This is a genomic window from Pedobacter faecalis (assembly GCF_030182585.1).
In the GTDB taxonomy this organism is placed as follows: Bacteria; Bacteroidota; Bacteroidia; order Sphingobacteriales; family Sphingobacteriaceae; genus Pedobacter; species Pedobacter faecalis.
The window spans coordinates 1559927-1581387 of record NZ_JARXOW010000001.1 but is presented as its reverse complement, the minus strand read 5'-3'; the positions used below and the strand labels follow the sequence as shown (position 1 = coordinate 1581387).

Annotated in this window: 18 protein-coding genes; 14 read left to right on the top strand and 4 right to left on the bottom strand. The window is 45.2% G+C overall.

Annotated elements, in window-relative coordinates; all coding sequences use genetic code 11:
* Window positions 1-55: 55 nt before the first annotated feature.
* On the bottom strand, window positions 56-1582 hold the full coding sequence (gene purH / locus QEP07_RS07030) for a bifunctional phosphoribosylaminoimidazolecarboxamide formyltransferase/IMP cyclohydrolase (RefSeq protein ID WP_285009213.1): 1527 nt from the start codon (window positions 1580-1582) through the stop codon (window positions 56-58).
* A 73-nt stretch (window positions 1583-1655) separates the two neighbouring features.
* A complete protein-coding gene (gene purN / locus QEP07_RS07025; protein WP_256004176.1) occupies window positions 1656-2234 on the bottom strand; it encodes a phosphoribosylglycinamide formyltransferase in 579 nt (192 codons plus the stop codon).
* A 432-nt stretch (window positions 2235-2666) separates the two neighbouring features.
* On the opposite strand from purN, the gene rpsT reads away from it, so the two are divergent.
* The 9 genes from rpsT (at window position 2667) to QEP07_RS06980 (ending at window position 13505) form a co-directional block, all read left to right on the top strand.
* Complete coding sequence (rpsT, locus tag QEP07_RS07020) at window positions 2667-2921, top strand: 30S ribosomal protein S20 (protein ID WP_256004177.1); 255 nt, start codon at window positions 2667-2669, stop codon at window positions 2919-2921.
* Between the two features lie 76 nt (window positions 2922-2997).
* The gene (gene radC, locus QEP07_RS07015; RefSeq protein WP_285010736.1) at window positions 2998-3696 is read left to right on the top strand and encodes a RadC family protein; all 699 of its coding nucleotides are present in this window, start codon (window positions 2998-3000) and stop codon (window positions 3694-3696) included.
* A gap of 55 nt (window positions 3697-3751) precedes the next feature.
* Window positions 3752-6148 (top strand): phenylalanine--tRNA ligase subunit beta, encoded by a 2397-nt coding sequence (pheT, locus tag QEP07_RS07010; RefSeq protein ID WP_285009212.1) that lies wholly within the window; start codon window positions 3752-3754, stop codon window positions 6146-6148.
* Window positions 6149-6189: 41 nt separating this feature from the next.
* Window positions 6190-6480, top strand: coding sequence for a hypothetical protein (locus QEP07_RS07005; RefSeq protein ID WP_285009211.1), 291 nt, complete (start codon window positions 6190-6192; stop codon window positions 6478-6480).
* A 31-nt stretch (window positions 6481-6511) separates the two neighbouring features.
* A complete protein-coding gene (locus QEP07_RS07000) occupies window positions 6512-6802 on the top strand; it encodes a cell division protein ZapA (RefSeq protein WP_256004183.1) in 291 nt (96 codons plus the stop codon).
* Window positions 6803-7063: 261 nt separating this feature from the next.
* Window positions 7064-8626 (top strand): ribonuclease Y, encoded by a 1563-nt coding sequence (rny, locus tag QEP07_RS06995; RefSeq protein WP_285009210.1) that lies wholly within the window; start codon window positions 7064-7066, stop codon window positions 8624-8626.
* A gap of 10 nt (window positions 8627-8636) precedes the next feature.
* Window positions 8637-9137 carry an Mpo1 family 2-hydroxy fatty acid dioxygenase gene (locus QEP07_RS06990; RefSeq protein ID WP_256004185.1) on the top strand — a complete coding sequence of 167 codons (501 nt, stop codon included), beginning with the start codon at window positions 8637-8639 and terminating at the stop codon, window positions 9135-9137.
* A gap of 112 nt (window positions 9138-9249) precedes the next feature.
* Window positions 9250-12051 (top strand): TonB-dependent receptor, encoded by a 2802-nt coding sequence (locus QEP07_RS06985; RefSeq protein WP_285009209.1) that lies wholly within the window; start codon window positions 9250-9252, stop codon window positions 12049-12051.
* Between the two features lie 110 nt (window positions 12052-12161).
* A complete protein-coding gene (locus QEP07_RS06980) occupies window positions 12162-13505 on the top strand; it encodes a beta-helix domain-containing protein (protein ID WP_256004187.1) in 1344 nt (447 codons plus the stop codon).
* A gap of 32 nt (window positions 13506-13537) precedes the next feature.
* Here QEP07_RS06980 and QEP07_RS06975 read toward each other — a convergent pair whose 3' ends face one another.
* Entirely contained in the window at window positions 13538-14758 is a 1221-nt protein-coding gene (locus QEP07_RS06975; RefSeq protein WP_285009208.1) for a hypothetical protein, read from the bottom strand.
* A gap of 265 nt (window positions 14759-15023) precedes the next feature.
* Here QEP07_RS06975 and QEP07_RS06970 point away from each other — a divergent pair, with 265 nt between their 5' ends.
* Window positions 15024-16508, top strand: coding sequence for an alpha-amylase (locus tag QEP07_RS06970; RefSeq protein WP_285009207.1), 1485 nt, complete (start codon window positions 15024-15026; stop codon window positions 16506-16508).
* Here QEP07_RS06970 and QEP07_RS06965 read toward each other — a convergent pair.
* A complete protein-coding gene (locus tag QEP07_RS06965; protein ID WP_256004194.1) occupies window positions 16505-18256 on the bottom strand; it encodes a bifunctional lysophospholipid acyltransferase family protein/GNAT family N-acetyltransferase in 1752 nt (583 codons plus the stop codon). The two genes, QEP07_RS06970 and QEP07_RS06965, sit on opposite strands and share 4 nt — an antisense overlap.
* 90 nt (window positions 18257-18346) lie before the next feature.
* Here QEP07_RS06965 and QEP07_RS06960 point away from each other — a divergent pair, with 90 nt between their 5' ends.
* From QEP07_RS06960 to rpsU, 4 genes are all read left to right on the top strand, one after another.
* Window positions 18347-19267 (top strand): ComEA family DNA-binding protein, encoded by a 921-nt coding sequence (locus tag QEP07_RS06960; protein ID WP_285009206.1) that lies wholly within the window; start codon window positions 18347-18349, stop codon window positions 19265-19267.
* A 3-nt stretch (window positions 19268-19270) separates the two neighbouring features.
* On the top strand, window positions 19271-19798 hold the full coding sequence (locus tag QEP07_RS06955; protein WP_285009205.1) for an adenine phosphoribosyltransferase: 528 nt from the start codon (window positions 19271-19273) through the stop codon (window positions 19796-19798).
* A gap of 183 nt (window positions 19799-19981) precedes the next feature.
* Entirely contained in the window at window positions 19982-21145 is a 1164-nt protein-coding gene (locus QEP07_RS06950; RefSeq protein WP_350223362.1) for an acyl-CoA dehydrogenase, read from the top strand.
* A gap of 76 nt (window positions 21146-21221) precedes the next feature.
* On the top strand, window positions 21222-21416 hold the full coding sequence (gene rpsU, locus QEP07_RS06945) for a 30S ribosomal protein S21 (protein WP_256004201.1): 195 nt from the start codon (window positions 21222-21224) through the stop codon (window positions 21414-21416).
* The last annotated feature ends 45 nt before the right edge of the window (window positions 21417-21461 follow it).

The following is a 21461-nucleotide window of genomic DNA, read 5'->3' as shown; positions in this document are numbered from 1 at the left end:
CGAGTACTATATTAATGTAAAACTACATCTTTTTATTGTATTCGCAGACAAATAATTAGTGTTTAAAGTGTCTGATTCCGGTCGTTACCATGGCAATTCCCTTATCGTTTGCCATCTTAACAGAATCAGCGTCTTTTATAGATCCACCTGGCTGTAAGACAGCAGTAATTCCTGCTTCAGCAGCAAGTTCCACGCAGTCTGGGAACGGGAAAAACGCATCCGAAGCCATTACAGCGCCCTGCAGACTAAAGTTAAAGGATTCCGCCTTCACAACCGCCTGTTTTAATGCGTCAACACGCGAAGTCTGCCCCACACCGCTCGAGATCAGCTGATCATTTTTAACAAACACGATGGTGTTAGACTTGGTATGTTTTACAATTTTATTGGCAAAGTGCAGGTCTTTCAGTTCCTGTTCCGTAGGCTTTTTCTCCGTTACCGCAGTCATCTGCTCAGGGCCTTCAATAATCAGGTCCTTATCCTGTTCAATGACACCATTAAGTAAAGTCTTGAACTGCCTTTTGCTCAGCTCCACTTCATTACGCTGCAAAATAACACGGTTTTTCTTACCGCGGAAAAGCTCAACTGCTTCCGGTGCATAGGAAGGAGCAATAAGCACTTCAAAAAACAGCTTGTTGATCTCTGTTGCCGTATCCAGGTCTATTTCACGGTTGGCAATTAGTACCCCGCCAAAAGCCGAAACCGGATCGCAGGCCAGCGCTACGTTCCAGGCCTCCAGAATGGTCGGCTTAGAAGCTACACCACAAGCATTGGTATGTTTAAGGATAGCAAAGGTAGGCGCCTCAAATTCATCGATCAGGGCAACCGCCGCATCTACATCAACCAGGTTGTTATAAGAAAGCTCCTTGCCGTTCAGTTTGGTAAACATCGCATCAAGGTCGCCATAATAAACCCCCTGCTGGTGCGGGTTTTCGCCATACCTGAGGGTTTGAGACTGCCCAATACTATGCTTAAATACCGTCAGCGGATCTTCGCTGTTGAAGTAGTTAAATATAGCCGTGTCGTAATTTGATGAAGTATGGAAGGCTTTCTTTGCATAAGCTTTACGCTGCTCGAGGGTGGTTTCGCCGTTTTGTGTTTCCAGCTGTTGCTGTAACACGCCGTAATCATCTTTAGAGGCCAGGATCACCACGTCGTTAAAGTTCTTGGCGGCAGCCCGAATCAGGGAGATACCACCAATGTCAATCTTCTCAATAATCTCAGCTTCAGAGCCGCCCGCTTTAAGCGTTTCTTCAAAAGGATAAAGATCTACAATCACCAGGTCAATTTCCGGAATCTCGTACTGTGCAATCTGCTCCTGATCGGAAGTCAGGTCCCTGCGGTTAAGAATCCCGCCGAAAACCTTAGGATGCAAGGTCTTAACACGTCCGCCCAGGATAGAAGGATAACCTGTAAGGTCCTCAACAGCGGTAACCGGCAGCCCCAGGTCCTTAATGAACTGTTCGGTACCACCTGTAGAAAACAACTGTACATCCTGGCTGGCCAGTAAGCGAACCAGCGGTTCGAGGCCATCCTTATAATAAACTGAAATTAAAGCGTTTTTGATCTTTATCGATTGACTCATCAGCGAAAAATTTTGAGCCGCAAAAATAAGATTTTTAAACCGATAATTGAATAGGCTGAAGGATAAAGTGCAGCTATTTTTTCAACTTTTTAACGATCCCCTCTATGATTCTTGGATAGTGCTGGTGCTCAAGCTGCTGGCCCTTAAACTTGATCATCTCCAAAGTATCTCCCGGCTCTATTTTGTAACGGGCCTGGTGAATGTATTCGCCCTCATCATAATTCTCGTTCACATAATGGATCGTAATGCCGCCCTCAGCATCGCCCGCGGCGATTACCGCATTGTGTACATGGTCGCCATACATACCTTTTCCACCATACTTAGGAAGTATGGCCGGATGGATATTTACAATCCGCCCTGCGTACTCATTGATCAGCCTGATGGGCACAAGCCAGAGAAATCCGGCAAGCACAATCAGGTCAATATCCAGGTTCCTGAGCAGATCAATTACTTCGTCGGTTTCATAGAACCCGCGGCGGTCAAATACATGCGAGGGGATTTCAAAATTATCTGCACGCTGCAGCACGTAAGCATCCGGGTTGTTGGTCAGCACAAGCGCGATCTCTACCTCAGTACTGTTTTTGAAATGTTCCATCAGTTTCTGGGCGTTTGAACCCGAGCCTGAAGCAAATATGGCAATGCGTTTTTTCATATATTATCCTGGATGCATCAAAAATAGGATTTTAAGCGTGGGCGCAAAATGTTTTATGCAAATTCGCACCTCGCTCTCAGTAAAGCGCAGAAAAAAGCGGACTAAGCCCTGGGAAAGTGTCTTATTGGTATACCACAGGGTGATGTTTGCAATAGGTTTGCATGACCTTTGCTATACCCAAGGGGGTATACCAAACCTATCCCAAACCTGTAGCAGACATGCTGCACAGTGGTAGTTTGCCCAGACTCAGATCTTTAGTTCCGTTTCGTTATCCCGAACTTGTATGGTACAAAGGAGCTTGCGGCCTGCTTTTAAACAAATAAAAAAAAAGTCTTGTCACTTTGTAAATTAAAAACATTAGTTCTATATTTGCAGTCCGAAAAAACGAAAATAAGGGGCTTGGCTCTGAGAAAAAATATTTAACAACAAAAAATGGCAAATCATAAGTCTTCAATAAAAAGAATTAGAGCAAACGCAGCAAAACGTTTACGTAACAGGTACCAGGCAAAAACCACCCGTACTTTTATCAAAAGGTTGCGTGCTGCTGAAGATAAAAAAACAGGATTAGAGCTGCTTCCTAAAGTAGTATCTATGTTGGATCGTTTGGCCAAAAAGAATGTTATTCACAAAAACAAAGCGGCTAACAATAAATCTAAGCTGACTAAGTTTGTTAATGGCTTAAAATAGCATTAGCTTTACAGCATAATAAAACGGGGTATGTGAAAACGTACCCCGTTTTTTGTTTATAAGCATTTTTTAAATGATGAAGGCATATGAACAAAAATTAGGTATAAAGCTGTGGGCCGAGGCCGACAGGCCGAGGGAGAAACTTTTGCTGCAGGGGCGCAGGCAACTTACCGACGCCGAACTTATTGCTATCCTGATCGGCTCGGGCAGCAGGAACGAAACGGCGGTCGACCTCAGCAAACGTATTCTCGCATTTTATAACAATGATCTGGCTGAGCTCGGCCGGGTGTCTGTAAAAGATCTGTCTAAATTTAAAGGTATAGGCGAGGCCAAGGCGCTGGCGATTGTAGCTGCTCTTGAGCTGGGCAGGCGGCGTAAAGAGACGGCAGTACCGTCTATCCGCAAAATGAGCGGAGCTAAAGACGCTTTCGATGTACTTTTGCCGGTATTTGCCGATCTGAATCATGAAGAATTCTGGGTGCTGCTGCTCAACCAGGCCAATGTGGTTATTGGCAAACATCTGATCAGCAAGGGCGGACTTGCAGGAACGGTGGCAGATCCGAAAGTGATCTTTAAAACCGGTCTGGAACACAATGCGGCCAACGTAATCCTGGCGCATAATCATCCCTCCGGAAATCTTAAACCAAGTGAAGCGGATCTTCATATCACCAAAAAGCTTGTGGCGGCCGGACGTATGCTGGATATGCCAGTCCTGGACCATCTCATCATCACCAACCGGCAGTATTTCAGTTTCGCTGATGCGGGACTGATTTAAGGTTTACGCAGATAGCTTTATTTTATATCTTTGCGCTTTACACCGAAATTACAAGATGAAAATATCATATAATTGGCTTAAACAGTTTATTCAAACCGAAAAAACACCTGAGGAACTCTCCCTGATCCTGACCAATATTGGTCTGGAAGTAGAAAGTCTGGAGACTGTGCAGCCGGTACCAGGAGGTCTGGAAGGTTTGGTGACGGGCCATGTATTAACCTGCGCGCAGCATCCTAATGCCGACCGGCTGAGGGTGACTACCGTGGACGTTGGTGGCCCGGAACCATTGCAGATTGTCTGCGGTGCGCCAAACGTAGCAGAGGGTCAGAAGGTTGTTGTAGCCACTGTAGGTACCACGGTTTATCCCAACGAGGGCGAGCCGTTCAAGATCAATAAATCCAAAATACGTGGCGAGGTGTCTGAAGGGATGATTTGTGCTGAGGATGAAATTGGCCTGGGCAATTCTCATGCAGGCATTATGGTACTGCCCGAAGAAGTGCAGCCGGGTACTCCTGCAAAGACCTATTTTAAGCTGGAAGACGATTATATGTTTGAGATCGGTCTGACCCCTAACCGGGCAGATGCTGCGTCGCACCTTGGTGTGGCCAGGGATCTGGCGGCTTATCTGCGTACAAATATTCAGATGCCCGATCTGTCCGGATTTAAGGAAGGCAGCACAGCCGGGATTGAGGTAAGTGTAGAGGATGCAGAAGCTTGTAAGCGCTACAGCAGTCTGACCATCACAGGTGTAACAGTTAAGCCATCGCCCGACTGGCTGCAGGATAAACTAAAAGTTATCGGCATTCGCCCGATCAATAATATTGTAGACATTACCAATTATGTATTGCACGAGCTGGGTCAACCTTTACATGCTTTTGATGCCGATCAGATCAGGGGCGGAAAAGTGGTGGTCCGCAAGTGTGCAGAGGGAACACCTTTTGTAACGCTTGATGGTGTGGAGCGTAAACTTGGGGCGTCTGACCTGATGATCTGTGATGCGGAGGGGCCTATGTGTATTGCAGGTGTTTTTGGCGGCAAAAGCTCAGGTGTTTCTGAAGAAACCGTAAATGTGTTCCTGGAAAGCGCATATTTTGATGCAGTGTCGGTGCGCAAGACTTCCAAGGCACATGGCCTTAAAACGGATGCTTCTTTCCGCTTTGAAAGAGGGACGGATCCGGAAATGACCGTTACGGCATTAAAGCGTGCGGCTTTATTGATTCAGGAACTTGGAGGCGGACAGATCAGTTCTGCTGTTTCTGATATTTATCCTAACCCGGTACAGCCTTTTGATGTGGAAGTAAGTTATGCGAACATCAACAGGCTGATCGGCGCCAGTATTCCTGAGGCGGAAATCCGGGGGATCATTTCGGCGCTGGGTATTGAGATAGCGCAGGAGCAGGGAGGTACATTGTCACTGAAAGTGCCAGCCTTTAAGGTAGACGTAACCCGCGAATGCGACGTTACCGAAGAAGTACTTCGTATATACGGATACAATAACATTGAAATACCAAGTAAGATCAACGCTTCACTGTCGTACAGTGCTAAGCCGGATAGGGAACAAACGCAGCATGTGATAGCAGATATGCTTACGGCCAACGGGTTTTTGGAGATATGGTGTAATTCGCTTACCAAAGGTGCGTATTCGAAAGTGCCTGAAGAAGCGGTGCAGATACTGAACCCGCTGAGCTCCGACCTGAATGTTATGCGTCAGGAGTTGCTGCTTCCGGCGATGGAGAGTGTGGCTTATAACCAGAAAAGAAAGGCGGCCGACCTGAAGTTTTATGAGTTCGGCAAAACTTATCACCTGATCGACGGAAAATATGTGGAGCGTCCGCGTCTGCTGCTGCTGATGTCGGGTGCTACTTTGCCCGAACAATGGAACCACAAAGACACTCCGGTGAGTTTTTACCACCTTAAGGCAGCGGTAGATGCGGTGATGAATCGCCTGGGCGTAGGCAATTATCAGTTGGCCGAAACCCAGGATGCAAATTTTGCGTACGGACTGAAATATTTCCGGGGCGAAAAGGTGATCGTGAGTTTTGGGGCAGCCACGGCTGCGGATAAGAAAAAGGCTGACGTAGACAAAGACGTTTACTATGCTGATTTTGATTGGGCGTTGCTGCTCGATATGGTGAGGAAAAATAAGATCATCAATAAAGAAGTGCCGAAATACCCGGCGGTAAGACGGGATCTCTCCATGCTGGTGGATACTACGGTAACCTTCGAGGCATTGAGTACCATCGCCTATAAATCGGACCGCAAGCTGGTGAAGAACGTGCAGGTCTTTGATGTGTATATGGGCGATAAGCTGCCCGCCGGTAAGAAATCTTATGCGCTGAACTTTACTTTGCAGGACGAGGAGCAAACGTTAACGGATAAACAAATTGATTCCGTTATGCAAAAGATTATGCATAACTTAGCGCAAACAGCGAATGCCGAGATTAGAAAATAGGCCTGTTTTAAGAAATTTAAGTAGATTTTAGAAATAAAGAGATGTCTTCAGTTGCAGATCAGTTAACCGCAGTGATGCATAAAACAGCCAGGCTGATTGAGTTGTGCAATGCGCTGCAGGAAGAAAATGATCTCTTGAAGCTTGAAAACCAGTCGGTAAAAACGGCCAATGATGTTTACAGGAATAAGCAGGCTGAGCTTGAAGAGAAGATGCGGGTGTTGAAGCTGGCGAAAAGCATTGAGGGTACAAGTGAAAAGACTCTTGATATAAAGCAAAAAATTAACGATTTTGTGCGTGAAATAGATAAGTGCGTTTTGCTGCTTAAAAGATAGCAGTGGTGATAGAGTGAAACAAAACTAAGAAATGGGAGAAATCTCGATAAAAATAACCATCGCCGATCGTATTTACCCTCTAAAGGTGAATACTGAGGAGGAGGAAATTGTGAGGCGGGCGGCCAAAATTATCAATGAACGTATAAAGGACTATCAGGAAAATTACGCGGTCAGGGATAAGCAGGATTTGCTTTCGATGGCAGTATTGCATTATGCAACTGCAGTATTGAGGGTAGAAAGTAAGATTCAGACTCAGGACACTGAAGTGGCATCAAAGGTTGGCGAGCTGGATGGTTTATTGAATGATTTTTTCTCTAAATAGTACGTTCTTTATATTAGTAATTGACAAAAAATATTAGCCGCAGCTAGTTTTTGAGTTTCACTATTTTTAAAGCTTAACACTTCAATATTTATAGGATTGAGAGAGTGTATTTCATTTCATAGCATCTGAAAATGACTTAAATCCTAATTATGCTAACGTTGAGGTTTTTAAAATTTGGGACTTGTAAAATTTAGTTGCGGTTTTTTTTTAAACGATAAACGGATGGACCCATCCGCAACAGGGCATTAACGTAAATAAAAAATGGAAATATTAGGAATTATAGGATATGTACTTCTCGGTTTAATTATCGGAGTCTTTATAGGCAGGTACCTGCTGCGCAGCCTGCTGAAAAACCAGGAAGTTGCTGCTCAGAACAAAGTAAAAAAGATATTAAAGGATGCGGAAACCAACGCGGAAATCTTGAAAAAGGACCGCTTGCTGGAAGCCAAAGAGAAATTTCTCCAACTGAAATCTGAACATGAGCAGGAAGTGAATTCCAGGAACAATCAGCTTAATCAACGTGAGAACTCGCTGAAGCAAAAGGAGCAGTCGCTTAACCAGAAGCTTGAAAACGCAAACCGCAAAGAGCAGGAACTTGATAATCAGCGCAAAAGCCTGGAGCGACAAACGGAAATAGCGGTTAAGAAGCAGGAAGAGGTTGATGTACTTAAAAACCAGCATGTGAGGCAACTGGAGACCATAGCAGGCCTTACTGCTGAGGAGGCCAGGAGCCAGTTGGTGGAAACGATGAAGCAGGAGGCACGTACTCAGGCCATGATCCAGGTTAAAGACATCGTAGACGATGCTAAGCTTACGGCAACTAAGGAAGCAAAAAAGGTAGTTATTCAAACCATTCAGCGTACAGCTGTAGAAGCTGCTATTGAGAATACGGTATCTATATTCCATATTGAAAGTGATGAGATCAAGGGTCGCGTTATTGGTCGCGAAGGTCGTAACATCAGGGCGCTTGAGGCTGCCACCGGTATTGAGATCATTGTTGACGATACACCGGAGGCAATAATTCTTTCAGGATTTGACCCGGTAAGGAGGGAGATTGCCAGACTTGCCCTGCACCGCCTTGTAACAGACGGCAGGATACACCCGGCGCGTATTGAGGAGGTTGTAGCCAAAACAAAGAAACAGATTGAAGACGAGATCGTGGAGATCGGTGAGCGCACGGTGATTGATCTGGGCATCCATGGTCTGCACCCTGAACTGATCCGTATGGTGGGACGTATGCGTTACCGCTCGTCTTATGGTCAGAACCTGCTGCATCACTCCCGCGAGGTGGCGAATTTCTGCGCAACCATGGCTGCTGAACTTGGGCTGAATGCGAAAATGGCTAAACGTGCCGGCTTACTGCACGATATAGGTAAAGTGCCTGATGACAATCCGGAACTTCCACACGCTATTCTCGGTATGCAACTGGCTGAAAAATATAAGGAGCATCCGGAGATCTGCAACGCTATTGGTGCTCACCACGATGAGATCGAGATGACTTCGATGATCTCACCGATCGTTCAGGCTTGCGATGCGATTTCAGGCGCACGTCCGGGTGCACGCCGTGAGGTGGTTGAAAGTTATATCAAGAGATTGAAAGAACTGGAAGAGCTGGCTTTATCATACCCTGGCGTTGAGAAGACCTTTGCCATTCAGGCTGGTCGCGAACTGCGCGTAGTGGTAGAGAGTGAGCGTGTTACCGATCAGCAGGCGGAACTGCTTGCTGCGGATATCTCTAACCGTATACAGACCGAGATGACTTATCCCGGCCAGATTAAGGTAACGGTGATCCGGGAAACCCGTTCCGTTGCTTTTGCGAAGTAAGCACTCAACTATGGCGGCTCCAGCAAAACGTGAGATTGACCGGCTTTTCGAACAGTATTCGGAAAGCCATCAAAACCATACGAACGAGCTATTGCACTGGATATGCGTTCCGCTTATCGTTTTCAGTCTGCTCGGTCTGGTTTGGTCGATACCCTTTCCACATCTCGAATTTCTGGGCAGGTACAACGGCTATGTGAACTGGGCTTCATTCCTGATCGCATTTTCCGTATATTATTACTATCGTCTTTCTCCGGTGATGTCTTACCTGATGCTGATCCTGATCTTTGTGATGAGCATGGGGATAGTGCAATTGGAGAAACTGGAGGCTGCGGGCGGACCGGCTGTGTGGCAGGTTTGTCTGGGCATTTTTGTCGTGTCCTGGGTGGGGCAGTTCATTGGTCATAAAATAGAGGGTAAAAAGCCCTCTTTTCTTACCGACATTAAATTCTTATTAATAGGACCAATATGGCTTTTGCACTTTCTTTGCAAAAAAGCAGGCCTAAGATATTGAACCTAAAGGCAGTTAACATTGGCTTAACACTTAGGTAAACAAAAGGTAATTTATACCTAACATAGGCCTAACATTGTGGTAATAGCTTTGCTGGAAATTAATATACAGCAAATTGAAATCACAACTAAATCTTAAAGCCCTGATAATGCTGATTGCAGGCATTATCTTCAGTACTACTGTCTTTTCACAGGATTCCGGCAGAATATCCGGTACAGTTTCAGACAAAAAAACAGGCGAAACGGTCGTCGGTGCTTCTGTAAAGTTAAAAGGCACGAACCGGGGAATGGCTACAGATGCTAACGGGAAATACATCCTGTCTGGTTTATCTGACGGTACTTACACTATTCAGGTGAGTTATGTCGGCTACCTGCCCACCGAAATAACAGATATCACTCTTTCCGGCGGCAAGCTCGTCACGGTAAACGTAATGCTTGAAGAAGAAGCAGGACAATCGCTGCAAAGTGTACAAATCACCGCTAAAGTTAATCGCGAAAATGCGGCGGCTTTGAATGTTGAGCGTAAAAATTCTACACTTGTTATACAAAAGATAGGGGCGCAGGAACTAGCATTAAAAGGTTTGTCGAATGTTAGCGAGGGCGTAACCAAAATTGCTGGTATTTCTGTAGTAGGTAATAAAAATGTGTTTGTCAGAGGGCTGGGCGACAGGTATAATAATACCACACTGAATGGCCTGCCTATCCCTTCCACCAATCCTGATCTTAAACTTATTCCTCTGGATATCTTTCCATCTTCCCTTGTTAAAAATATTGGTGTAACAAAATCATATTCACCTGAGTTGTACGGTGATTTTTCAGGAGGATCGATAGATATAGTGACTAAAGACTATCCTGAAAAGGGATTCTTTAAAGTTGGTATCTCTTCAGGTTACAACTCGATTACCACAGGAAAAGATTTTTTATCGACTAAAGGAAGTGCCCTTAATTATCTAGGCTTTGCTAGAGGTGACCGTGAGTTACCGGCCCGTGTAGCAGGTACAAGGGTATTTGAATCTACCAGTCCGGCCAACGCGCCCGGTTTCAATACAGCGTGGTCACCTGAAGAAAGGACTGCTCCGGTAAGTACTGGCTTTAACTTTTCTGGCGGTGATCTGTACACGTTAGAAAGCGGATCACAAGTTGGTTTTTTGGCAAATGTCACTTATAAAAATGATTATCGCTTCAATGATGGCGTTAGCGCTATTTACAATGCGCAACAGGCTCCGGATTATTTTTATAACACGAGGCGCTATAGTTTCACGACAAATACCTCCAGCTTGCTGAACCTGTACTATAAGACTAAAAATAATAATAGCTACTCGATCACTGGTGTCTATGTGAACGATTCAAGCAACGATATTTTTGATCAGAACGGTTTCAAGAATGATTTGAGCGGCAATATATATGCCCGACGGGACGCTTATGTCCAGAACTCTTTGTTGAACACGCAATTCTCCGGAAATAACAGCCTGAGCGATCGTCTGAAGCTAAAGTTTGCGTTTGGATACGCCAACATCAAAGGCAGTACACCGGATAGGGTACAGAATAGCTTTATAGACAATGAAAACGGAACATATTCTTTCCTGAAGTTTAATACCAGCGATAATCACAGGTTTTTTGCTGACCTGGAAGAGGATGATTTCTCAGGAAATGTATCCTTTGAACTGGTCTCTAAAAATGAGGACGCGATCTTTAAAACGCTACAATTTGGTTTTCAGGGAAGACATAAGAACAGGGTATTCGGGTCAAGGCAGATTGATACAAAGATCGGTCTGAGTCCAACACTCATGGTAAATCAGGTAGATCAGTATCTCAATGACGGTAATTTAGGTAGCGGCGAGGATAATGCGACATTCCGTTATCAGGAAAGTTACTTTGCACCAAATAACTATGAGGCCGATCTTTCTGTTGCAGCATCTTATGTCAACTTTAATTTTCAGTTCAATAACAAGTTGAAGTTAATCGCCGGAGTGCGTGGCGAGTATTCAAATCAGAATACTTACTTCAAAACGGGTAACCAAACCTATGATTCCCCTTATCAGGTGAATACGCTTGATAATATAGATATCCTTCCAGCAGCAACACTTAAATACAATTTCACGGAAAGCTCCAACATATTATTTGCAGCAAGTCGGACCATATCCAGGCCCCAGTTTGTGGAAGCTGCGCCTTTCCGATATAACGTTGGATTTGGTATCGCAGAGGGCGAGGGTAACCCAGATCTGGTAAATAGTTCGAACTATAATGCAGATCTAAAGTATGAATGGTACCCAAGCAACAGTGAGCTTGTCGCGCTAAGTGCTTTTGGGAAATATATTGATAAACCGATCGAACTTAGCCAGGTGAATTCTGCCGATCCTCTGTTTACTTATATTAACACCGATCAGGCAATAGTGGCCGGGCTCGAATTTGAGTATAACAGAAACGTCGGAAACATTTTCGGCTCAGGATCCAAAGTTCTGAAGGCTATGTCGGCCGGAATTAATGCTTCGTATATTTATAGTCAGATCAAAGTGTCTGATGAGACGATCAATACTTCGGCGAAACCTATAGCACCGACGAACAGATCAAGGCCACTTTTTGGGGCATCTCCTTATCTGGTAAATCTGGACTACAGTTACCGTCAAGAATGGTCGGCAAAATCAAATACCACTTTTACGGTAACATACAATGTTTTCGGAAAGCGGTTGTTCGTTGCTGGCGCGCAGCAGGCAGGCGACATATACGAGATGCCGGTAAATACGCTGGATTTCATCGTTAACACTAAGATCAATAGCAGGATAGGGCTAGACTTAAGTGTTGGTAATATACTAAACCCTACAGTGAAGTTCCAGCAGGAGTTTAATGACAATAATCTATCTTATAATGAGTATAAGAAAGGTACTAACGTGGGAATCAATCTGAACTACACCTTCTAGTCTTTAACAATTCATTAACACAAAAATACCGGTCTAATAACATTACGTTAATTATCGCTTAATAGTAGACCGGTTATTTTGTAACATAAAATTAAAGCAAATAAAACACAATGAATACATCAAAAATTTCAAAGGTCTTTTTCTTCGCTGCATTAGCCGGAGCTTCAGTTTTTACTTCATGTAAAAAAGACAAGGTCGAGAACGGTGGTGATTTAACCGGAGTTCTTCCAAATGGTTCTGTAATCACTGGCAACATCACGGAAAATGTGACGTTGGGTAAAGGGAATACCTATACCTTAAAAGGAGGAGTACACGTTAAGAGTAACAAAACACTTACCATACAGGAGGGCGTGGTTGTGAAGTCTGACGCAACGGAGCCAACAACAGCTTATTTACTTATTGAGCCAGGAGCTAAGATTATGGCTGAAGGCACGGCTTCAAGTCCTATCATTTTTACATCCGGTGCCGCTGCTCCGAAAGAACAGGATTGGGGCGGAATCATTATCTGCGGTAATGCTCCGGTGAACGGCGAAGGTGGCAGGATTGCTTCTGAAATGGGTGCAGGCGTAACTTATGGCGGTCAAAATGCGGATGATAACTCCGGTGTTCTTAAGTATGTTCGTGTGGAATTTACTGGTAAAAAGCAAACGGCTGATAAGGAACATAACGGTTTTACGTTCGAAGGCGTTGGCCGCGGTACTGTTGTTGAGCACCTGGCTGTTTACAGAGGAGGAGACGATGCTTTTGAATGGTTTGGCGGTACTGTTAACGTGAAATATCTTTTCGCATACGGTGCACAAGATGATACATTTGACTGGACATTCGGATGGAGCGGAAATGCTCAATTCCTTGTGGGTGTACAGGCAGATGGTGTGGCCGACAGAGGGATGGAGGCTGACAACAGCAATAAAAATAATGCAGCTAACCCATACTCAAATCCCACTATTTCGAATGTGACATTAGTTGGTTCTACAACTGCAAAAACTGGTGATGACCCGACTTCAGCAACAGAAACTGGAAAGACGCTGGGACTTAAGCTCCGCGAAGGTACTAAAGGAAAACTTCACAATTTCGTTGTGTACAATTTCAACAACGGAATAGATGTAGAGCATGATGGAACTTTAGCTAACATGGCGGATGGTTCACTGGCAATCAAAAACTCTGATATTTCAAATGTTAAAGCTTTCGTATTTAAACATACTACACCTACAGGTGGAACCCGTCCGGTGTTTAACGGTGTGAATATGTTTCTGAATGCAGCTTATGCAAACACTGTGAACGAAGCTAATGCGAAGCCAGCATATATCACAGGAGTATTTGTTGGTTCTACTGCAACTGGCGCCGTAAATCCTACTACGCTTGGAACTTTCTTTACGGCAGCTAACTATAAAGGTGCAGTTGAAGCAGGTAATGACTGGACCAACGCAGCATGGGTGAGAACAGATAAAAGATAGTCTTTTCACTTTGCGAACAAAAAAGCGGGTACTTACATGGCACCCGCTTTTTTATTTGATGGCTCATAAGCATATACAACCTGGAAAGGGGTATTTCTGTATTTCGCTGCCAGTTTTCCTAGCTTAAGCTCCTTGCGTTGAGGAGTTGGTTCACAAACCGTGTAAAGTTTGTCTTTGTAAATGACGGGCTGCCCCTGAGGTTTATCGAACTGTACAGCCATTGTAATATGTGTAGGATACAACATAGCAATCATGGGCAGGTCGTAGATCTCCTTAACAAGGTAGAAAAACAGCGCGACCCGGTCATCGCAATCACTGGCACTGGAGAATAGTGTTTGTTCAGGAGATAAACGTTTTTCTTTTCCAAACTGCCTGGTGTCATCTTCATACAAAAGCGCATGTCGTGTAAACTTCATCAGATAGTCCACACCTTTTTTTTGTGACATACCCTTAACGTTGCTCTTAAGCATTGGTATAAGGGAACTATATGTTTCTTTTGTCAAGGGTATATTAAAATAATACTCAAAATCGACCCCTGGATAGTTCTTAAAGATGGCCTCTAATTCCTGGTTGACCTTGATGTCGAAATGGTAAGACTTGTGTCCGTATTGAAAGGAAAGCCGCTTGTCGATATAGGCCGACGGCTTAAAATTGGGCATATAGGTAACCTTGTAAGAAAATGCCCCCTTGGCTGTGGGAAGACCAATCATATAATCCGACGACACCCGCGTAAAGTCTGTATGTGAGTAATCGTGGTAATTTAGGCACATGTATTTTCTGCCTCCTACGTTAATAGAAGGAATATCGGAGATGTTTTCATTGTTATACACAAAGAAAACCAATCGTTTGTCACTGATCGTTAGTCTTGCATCGAATCCCGATTTAACCATCAGGAACCATTTATAAAAGGTGTAACGCTCATAGGAATTTTGTTTGGGGCTGATAGCTTGGGCAGCCCGACGGACTAGCTGATAATAAAGCCAGTCGTTTAGTCGATTCGCTTCCTTATAATTCAGTAATGTATCTATGATAGGAGCAATTGCGGCTTCAGTCACAAGCTTTTCATAGCAAGACCCAATGTACTCTGTAGAAAGTGAATCCGGTTGAGGTACAAGGACAGACGAATCCAACGCTATGTTGAAAGTTTTGTCGGAAAATTCATAACTAATCGTCAGCTTCCTGGTCTGGCTCTGGGCGTGAACTGTTATTATTGTCAGTATAGCTGCTATATAAAACAATTTTAACCTGCCCATAATGTTTTAGTTAATGATTTGGTTATACTAAATATACATAAATTTAACATATGTTGCTACGATCGGTTTGTTATATTTTTAGTGTAATCGTAACTAGAGGTTAACAATGACTTAATACATCAGCTCTACTTTTGTGGTGTAAATATTTGGTTAGTATTTATACGTTTAGGTTTAGTTGATAACATAAAGCCACGATGGATGTCGTGGCTTTATGTTTTGGTACAGTTTGTGCACGTTGGCTACCACACCTGAATTACGTTTCGATATGGAAAACTTCACAATGCTTCAGTTTTTTGAATGGTATTATCCGGCCGACGGCAGTCTCTGGAATTTCTTTAAAAGCGAAGCGAAACGGTTAAAAGGCATTGGAATAGATAGTGTTTGGCTGCCTCCAGCTCATAAGGGTATGGATGGAAGCGAGTCAACGGGCTACGATGTTTATGATATTTATGACCTCGGTGAGTTCGATCAGAAAGGAAGTGTGAGTACCAAATATGGTACGAAGGATGAATTCTTGGCTGCAGTTAAGGCAGGGCGGGAAGCTGGTCTGCAGGTTTATGCGGATATTGTGCTGAACCATATGGGTGGTGCTGATGAGACTGAAGAAGTAACGGTGCGGAAGGTTAACCCGGACAACCGGAATGAATTTATCAGCGAGCCTTATGTGATCGAGGCGTTCACTCGTTTTACCTTTCCCGGAAGAAAAGGCAGGTATTCTGAGTTTATCTGGGACCATCAATGCTTCGCAGGGGTTGATTATGATGCGCGAAATGATGAGACGGCTATATACCGGATACAGAACCAATATGGGGATGGATGGCAGGAGGTGCTCTCTGATGAGTTTGGTAACTACGATTATTTAATGCTTTCCGATATCGAATATCGTAATCCGCATGTGCGGGAGGAACTGAAGCGTTGGGGAAAGTGGTTTTATGAGACAGTTGGTTTCAACGGATTTCGGCTAGACGCTATAAAACATATGGATCCGCAGTTCTTCAATGAGTGGCTTGATTTTATGCGTTCTGAATACCAGGAAGAGTTTTATACGGTGGGCGAATATTGGGCGCCAGGCGATCTGGCTGGATTGCTGCGATACATTGAGGTTACGGAAGGCCGGATGTCTTTGTTTGATGCTCCTTTGCAGGCTAATTTTCATGCCGCTTCTAAAGCAGGTGATGGTTATGATCTGCGGACTATTTTTGACAATACGCTGCTGCAGGCCAGGCCTGAACTGGCTGTAACGCTTGTAGAGAATCATGATACACAGCCGCTTCAGTCGCTGGAACAAACTGTTGAGCCCTGGTTCCGGCCTTTGGCTTATGCCTTGATCCTGCTGCGGGAGGCAGGATATCCCTGCGTTTTCTACGCCGATTTGTATGGTTCCAAATATGAGGATACAGGGGGCGACGGCAACGCACATGAAGTGACCATGCAAAGAATGACCGGACTAGAGGAAATGCTGCATGTGCGAAAAAAACTAGCTTATGGCATGCAGCGCGATTATATGGATGACCCGCAGTGTTTAGGCTGGACGCGTGAGGGCGACGAGGAACATGAGGGTTCTGGCTGCGCCGTGCTTCTTACGAATGGAGCTGAAAGGGTAAAGGCGATGGAAATGGGAAAGGCCTTCGCTGGCAAGACGTTTAAAGACATTCTCGGCCACGTGGAAGGCGAGGTGCTGATCAACGACGAAGGCTGGGGCGACTTTAAGGTGAATGGCGGATCTGTATCTGTCTGGGTACCCGCTTAAATATTCTTGCCTATTTTCTCCAGCATTTCGGCCGGGATGTTTTGAGTGTCCACGAGCAGGAAGCCGTCCAGGCAATCAGAAAACTTAGGATCGATATTAAAGCAGATGATCTTGGCATTCAGGTTCATGTATTGCCTGAGCAGTACGGGAATCTTGATATGTGAGTTTTCGATATCTGATATGAGGCTGTCGAGGTCCTTCAGTGACTCACTGCTTTCAATGAGCAGGTCTTTATCGATGGCCGAGAGGTCGGCCTTAAACTTATTCTTTGGCTTCACATAATGTGCCAGCTCATAGTCGAAATGGTTTTTGGTGATGTAGTCTACGATGAGCGACTTGGAAAACTTGGAGAAGCTGTTACTGATGCTGACCGGTCCGAACATATATCGGTACTGCGGATTGTCGAGCAGGTACTTTAATATGCCTTTCCATAGCAGGAACAGGGGAAGGGGCTTTTGCTGATATTCCTTTCTGATCCATGACCGGCCCAGTTCTATGCCTTTGCGCAAAATAGGGTAAAAGGGTTCCTTGATTTTGAAGAGCTCAGAAAGATAGAAGCCCCGGCGGCCCATGGTGTTCAGGATTTCATCGCCACGGCCGATGCGGTAGGCGCCGACAATGTTTTCCTGCTCTTTGTCCCAGATGAAAAGGTGATTGTAATAAATGTCGTAATTATCCAGGTCGATCTTCTTGTTTGTCCCTTCCCCCACCTCGCGGAAAGTGATCTCTCTTAATCGGCCGATTTCCTTGAGTATATTGGGGATGTTGGAGGTAGGTGTGATATATACTTCGTAGTTCTTTTCGGTCCAGACGCGGAAATTTTCAAGCGTTTGCACTTCGGCACTGATGATATGCCGCTCGGTCTCTTCTACAACAGGTTCGGGTTTTTTCTTGATCTTGAACAGGCTGATCGGGTTAAAGAGCTTTCTTTCTTCTTCGAGCCCCGTACCCAGTGCATAGGTGCGTGCGCGTAAAAAGTCGAGCAGCTTATTGGTGTTATTGCGATAGGAGATATCTTCTATATTGATGGGCTTACCGATCCGTACCCTGATTTTAAGGCCTTGCTTATTCAGGAACTCGGAAGGTAGTTTGGCCGTACGGAGCGTAGGGTGAATGAAACTTAGGATATTGAACAATACGCCGTTGTTGCCATGGAAATAGATGGGCACCACGGGTACTTTGGCCCTGGCGATCAGTTTACCGACTACAGGATGCCATAAGCGGTCTGTGATCTCCTGTTTGTCCAGGCTGAAGGTGGAGACTTCTCCCGCCGGAAAGATACCTATCGGTACACCCGATTGCAGTAAGTCGAACGTAGCCTTCAATCCGCTTATGCTTGAGGAATGCTGAACGTTCTCAAAGGGGTTTACGGCTACAAAGAATTCGCTGAGGTTGGGGATCTTCTTCAGGATGAAGTTGACCATGACTTTAGCTTCAGGTCTGACCGTACAAAGCAGTTTTACCAGTGCCAGTCCCTCAATTCCGCCGTAAGGGTGATTGGCGATGGCGATGAAACCGCCAGTCTTAGGGATGTTCTTCAGGTCATCTTCATCGAAGTCGATGGAAACACCAATCGTTTCTAATATTTTGTCCACGAACTCCAGACCGCTGAAATCTTTGTTTTGTGAGAAAACTTTATTGATATCGTTGAGCTTCATGATCTCCATGAGCAGGGCGGCTAAGCCGGGTACGCCTAGTTTGTCTATTTTGGTGGCTTTGGCGAACTCCTGGGTGGTAATGATTTTCATTGATTGGTGGTGTTTGGTATTGTTTTCAAAAATACGAAGATTTATGAGTTCGCTCACCGTATAAGCTAATTTAGATATAATTTAGTCGACATGAGACAATGGATTAATCAATATTTTAGTTTATCTAAGCGGGAGTTTAATGCTGTTCTTTTTCTAATTGCCCTGATTGCGGCCCTCGCTTTGTGCCCTTACTTTTTTTCGCCATCAGCAGAAATTTCCGCTAAGGAGCGCGAGACCTTCCGGGCGGAGATTGAAGCGCTGGTAGCTTCTGAACGTGTTGGCTACCATAATAGGACCAGTGACATGGGAAGTGTTTTAGCGACCGCTTCGCGGCCGACCGCTGTCCGGTTGTTCTATTTTGATCCGAATAAAATGCAAGTGGATGACTGGGAGCGCCTGGGGCTTAGTCCCAGGCAGGCTGCGGCCGTTGTTAAATATGTAACGGCTGGCGGTAGTTTTAAAAGACCGGAGGACTTGCAGAAGATGTATACGATCAGCAAAGTTCAGTATCAGCGCCTGGTGCCATTCGTGCGGATTGATGCGCCTGTAAAGCAGGAGGTAGTTGTAAAGCTGGGTGAAAGAATGCCTGGCGTAGGACTGCCTGTCCGTACACGGGAAGTCATTGAACTGAACACGGCCGACAGTACCCGCCTTTGCGAGATCGATGGGGTAGGGCCGGCATTTGCCCGGCGGATTATTGTGTACAGACAGCGCTTGGGCGGTTTTTTTAAAAAGGAACAACTGCTGGAAGTCTTTGGATTGGACTCGGTCCGTTACAATCAGATTGCCCCTCAGGTGAGTATAGATGTTACTCAGCTAAAAAAAATCAATATCAATACGGCCGATCATGCCACACTGAAAAGGCTTCCATATCTGAGGTATAAGCAGATAAATGCGCTGATTGAATACCGCAATCAGCATGGTAGTTATGGGCATGCTGCAGATTTAGCAAAAATAGCTATTTTGACTCCCGACATCATTGAAAGGGTGGTGCCGTATTTAACCTTTTGAGCTATGATTGAAAATGCCATTAGAGCTGCGCTGAGAGACGTACACGATTTTCCCAAACCGGGTATTGTTTTTAAAGATATTACACCGATTCTGAAAGACCCTGTGTTATGCGCCAGGATAAACGAGGCTTTGTTTTCCGAAGCCCGCAAACTGGACGTTGACGTGGTGGCCGGGATAGAAAGCCGGGGCTTTTTGTTCGGGCCGGCACTAGCCCAGTCGCTGGCTGTGCCGTTTGTGCCCATCAGGAAGTCGGGTAAGTTGCCGTACACCACGGTTGAGCAGAGTTATGATCTGGAATATGGAAGTGCGACAATTGAGTGCCATGCCGATGCCTTTGAACCTGGACAAAAAGTTTTGATCCATGATGACCTGCTCGCTACTGGCGGTACTGTGGTCGCGGCCTCACAATTGGTGTCCAAGCTTCAAGCTGTGGTTGCGGGATATTCGTTCGTGATTGCGCTGGATTTCCTGAACGGACGGGATAAGCTGAAGCCGTATGCAGATGAGATACATGCGTTGATATCGTTTTGACCCGCAGGCGCTGCAAATAATTTTTAAAAAAAATAGCGGCTGCTAAGCGCCGATGGAAAATGGCCGGGTTAGGTTTCTGAACCAAATACTGTTTCATTCTGTTTTTAGCCAAACTTTTACGCTGTGCCGGTGTAGTTTAATTTAATTATTATTGCCGGGATCAAGTATAAAAATATGGTAGAAATGACAGAGAATCAATCAGGTTATAGTTTTGCTGTTTCGGAGAATCAGCGTATGATCCGGAGTATGGTAAGTGATTTTGCCGAGCGCCATATTCGGCCTGAGGTAATGGACTGGGATGAGCGTCAGCATTTCCCTGTGGAACTCTTTAAACAGTTTGGCGAACTGGGCCTGATGGGGGTGCTTGTGCCTGAAGAATATGGCGGCTCGGGTTTTGGCTACCAGGAATACGTGGATGTGATTGTGGAGGTGGCGAAAGTATGTGGTTCGGTTGGACTTTCCCTGGCTGCGCATAACTCGCTATGCACCGGGCATATCCTGGCATTCGGAAACGAGGAACAGAAAAGGCGCTGGCTGCCCAGGCTGGCGACTGGAGAATGGATTGGGGCATGGGGGCTCACGGAGGCAAATACAGGTTCTGATGCCCTGCGTATGACGACTACAGCGGTGCTGGAAGGGGATGAGTATGTAATTAATGGAGCTAAGAACTGGATCACTCACGGAAAGAGCGGCGACGTGGCCGTGGTTATGGTGCGGACTGGCGAGAAGGGAAGTTCCGGTGGTATATCGGCTATAGTGGTTGAGCGCGGTACGCCGGGATTTATGGCGGGTAAGAAGGAGAATAAGCTCGGTATGCGGGCATCGGAAACCACAGAGATGATCTTTGATAACTGCCGGGTGCCGAAGGCTAACCTTCTGGGAACGGAAGGGGAGGGTTTTAAGCAGGCGATGAAGGTGCTCGACGGGGGCCGGATATCTATTGCGGCACTCTCTTTGGGTATCGCCAGGGGCGCTTATGAAGCTGCTGTTGCGTATGCTAAGGAACGGCACCAGTTCGGTCAGCCGATCGCAAATTTTCAGGGTATCAGTTTTAAGCTGGCTGATATGGCTACGGAGATTGAAGCAGCGGAACTGCTGATCAGGCAGGCGGCAGACTTGAAGAACAGGCATATGCCGGTGACTAAAGAGTCGGCCATGGCCAAATATTATGCATCGGAAGTGGCGGTAAGGGCTTCGACGGAAGCGGTACAGATTTTTGGCGGTTATGGCTATACCAAAGATTTCCCGGTGGAAAAATTTTACCGTGACAGCAAGCTGTGTACCATAGGGGAAGGTACTTCTGAGATACAGAAGATTGTGATTGCCCGCGAAGTTCTGAAAGATTAAATGTTTTTATTTGATTATGAGTTATTAATTGTATCTTTGCAATCCTAAAAACAACGAGAGGAGGTATTTTTACGTTATGATCATTATCAATATTAAAGACGGCGAATCATTAGATAAAGCGTTGAAACGTTTCAAGAAGAAGTTTGAAAAGACAGGTGTGTTAAGAGAGCTTCGCAGTCGTCAGGCATACGAAAAAAAATCTGTTACTCGTCGTACAGAGGTTAAACACGCTATATATAAGCAGAATATGCAAATGGAAGGAACGATTTAGTTCTTTTGATGCCAAAATATAGAGCCCCGCAGTGAACTACCGCGG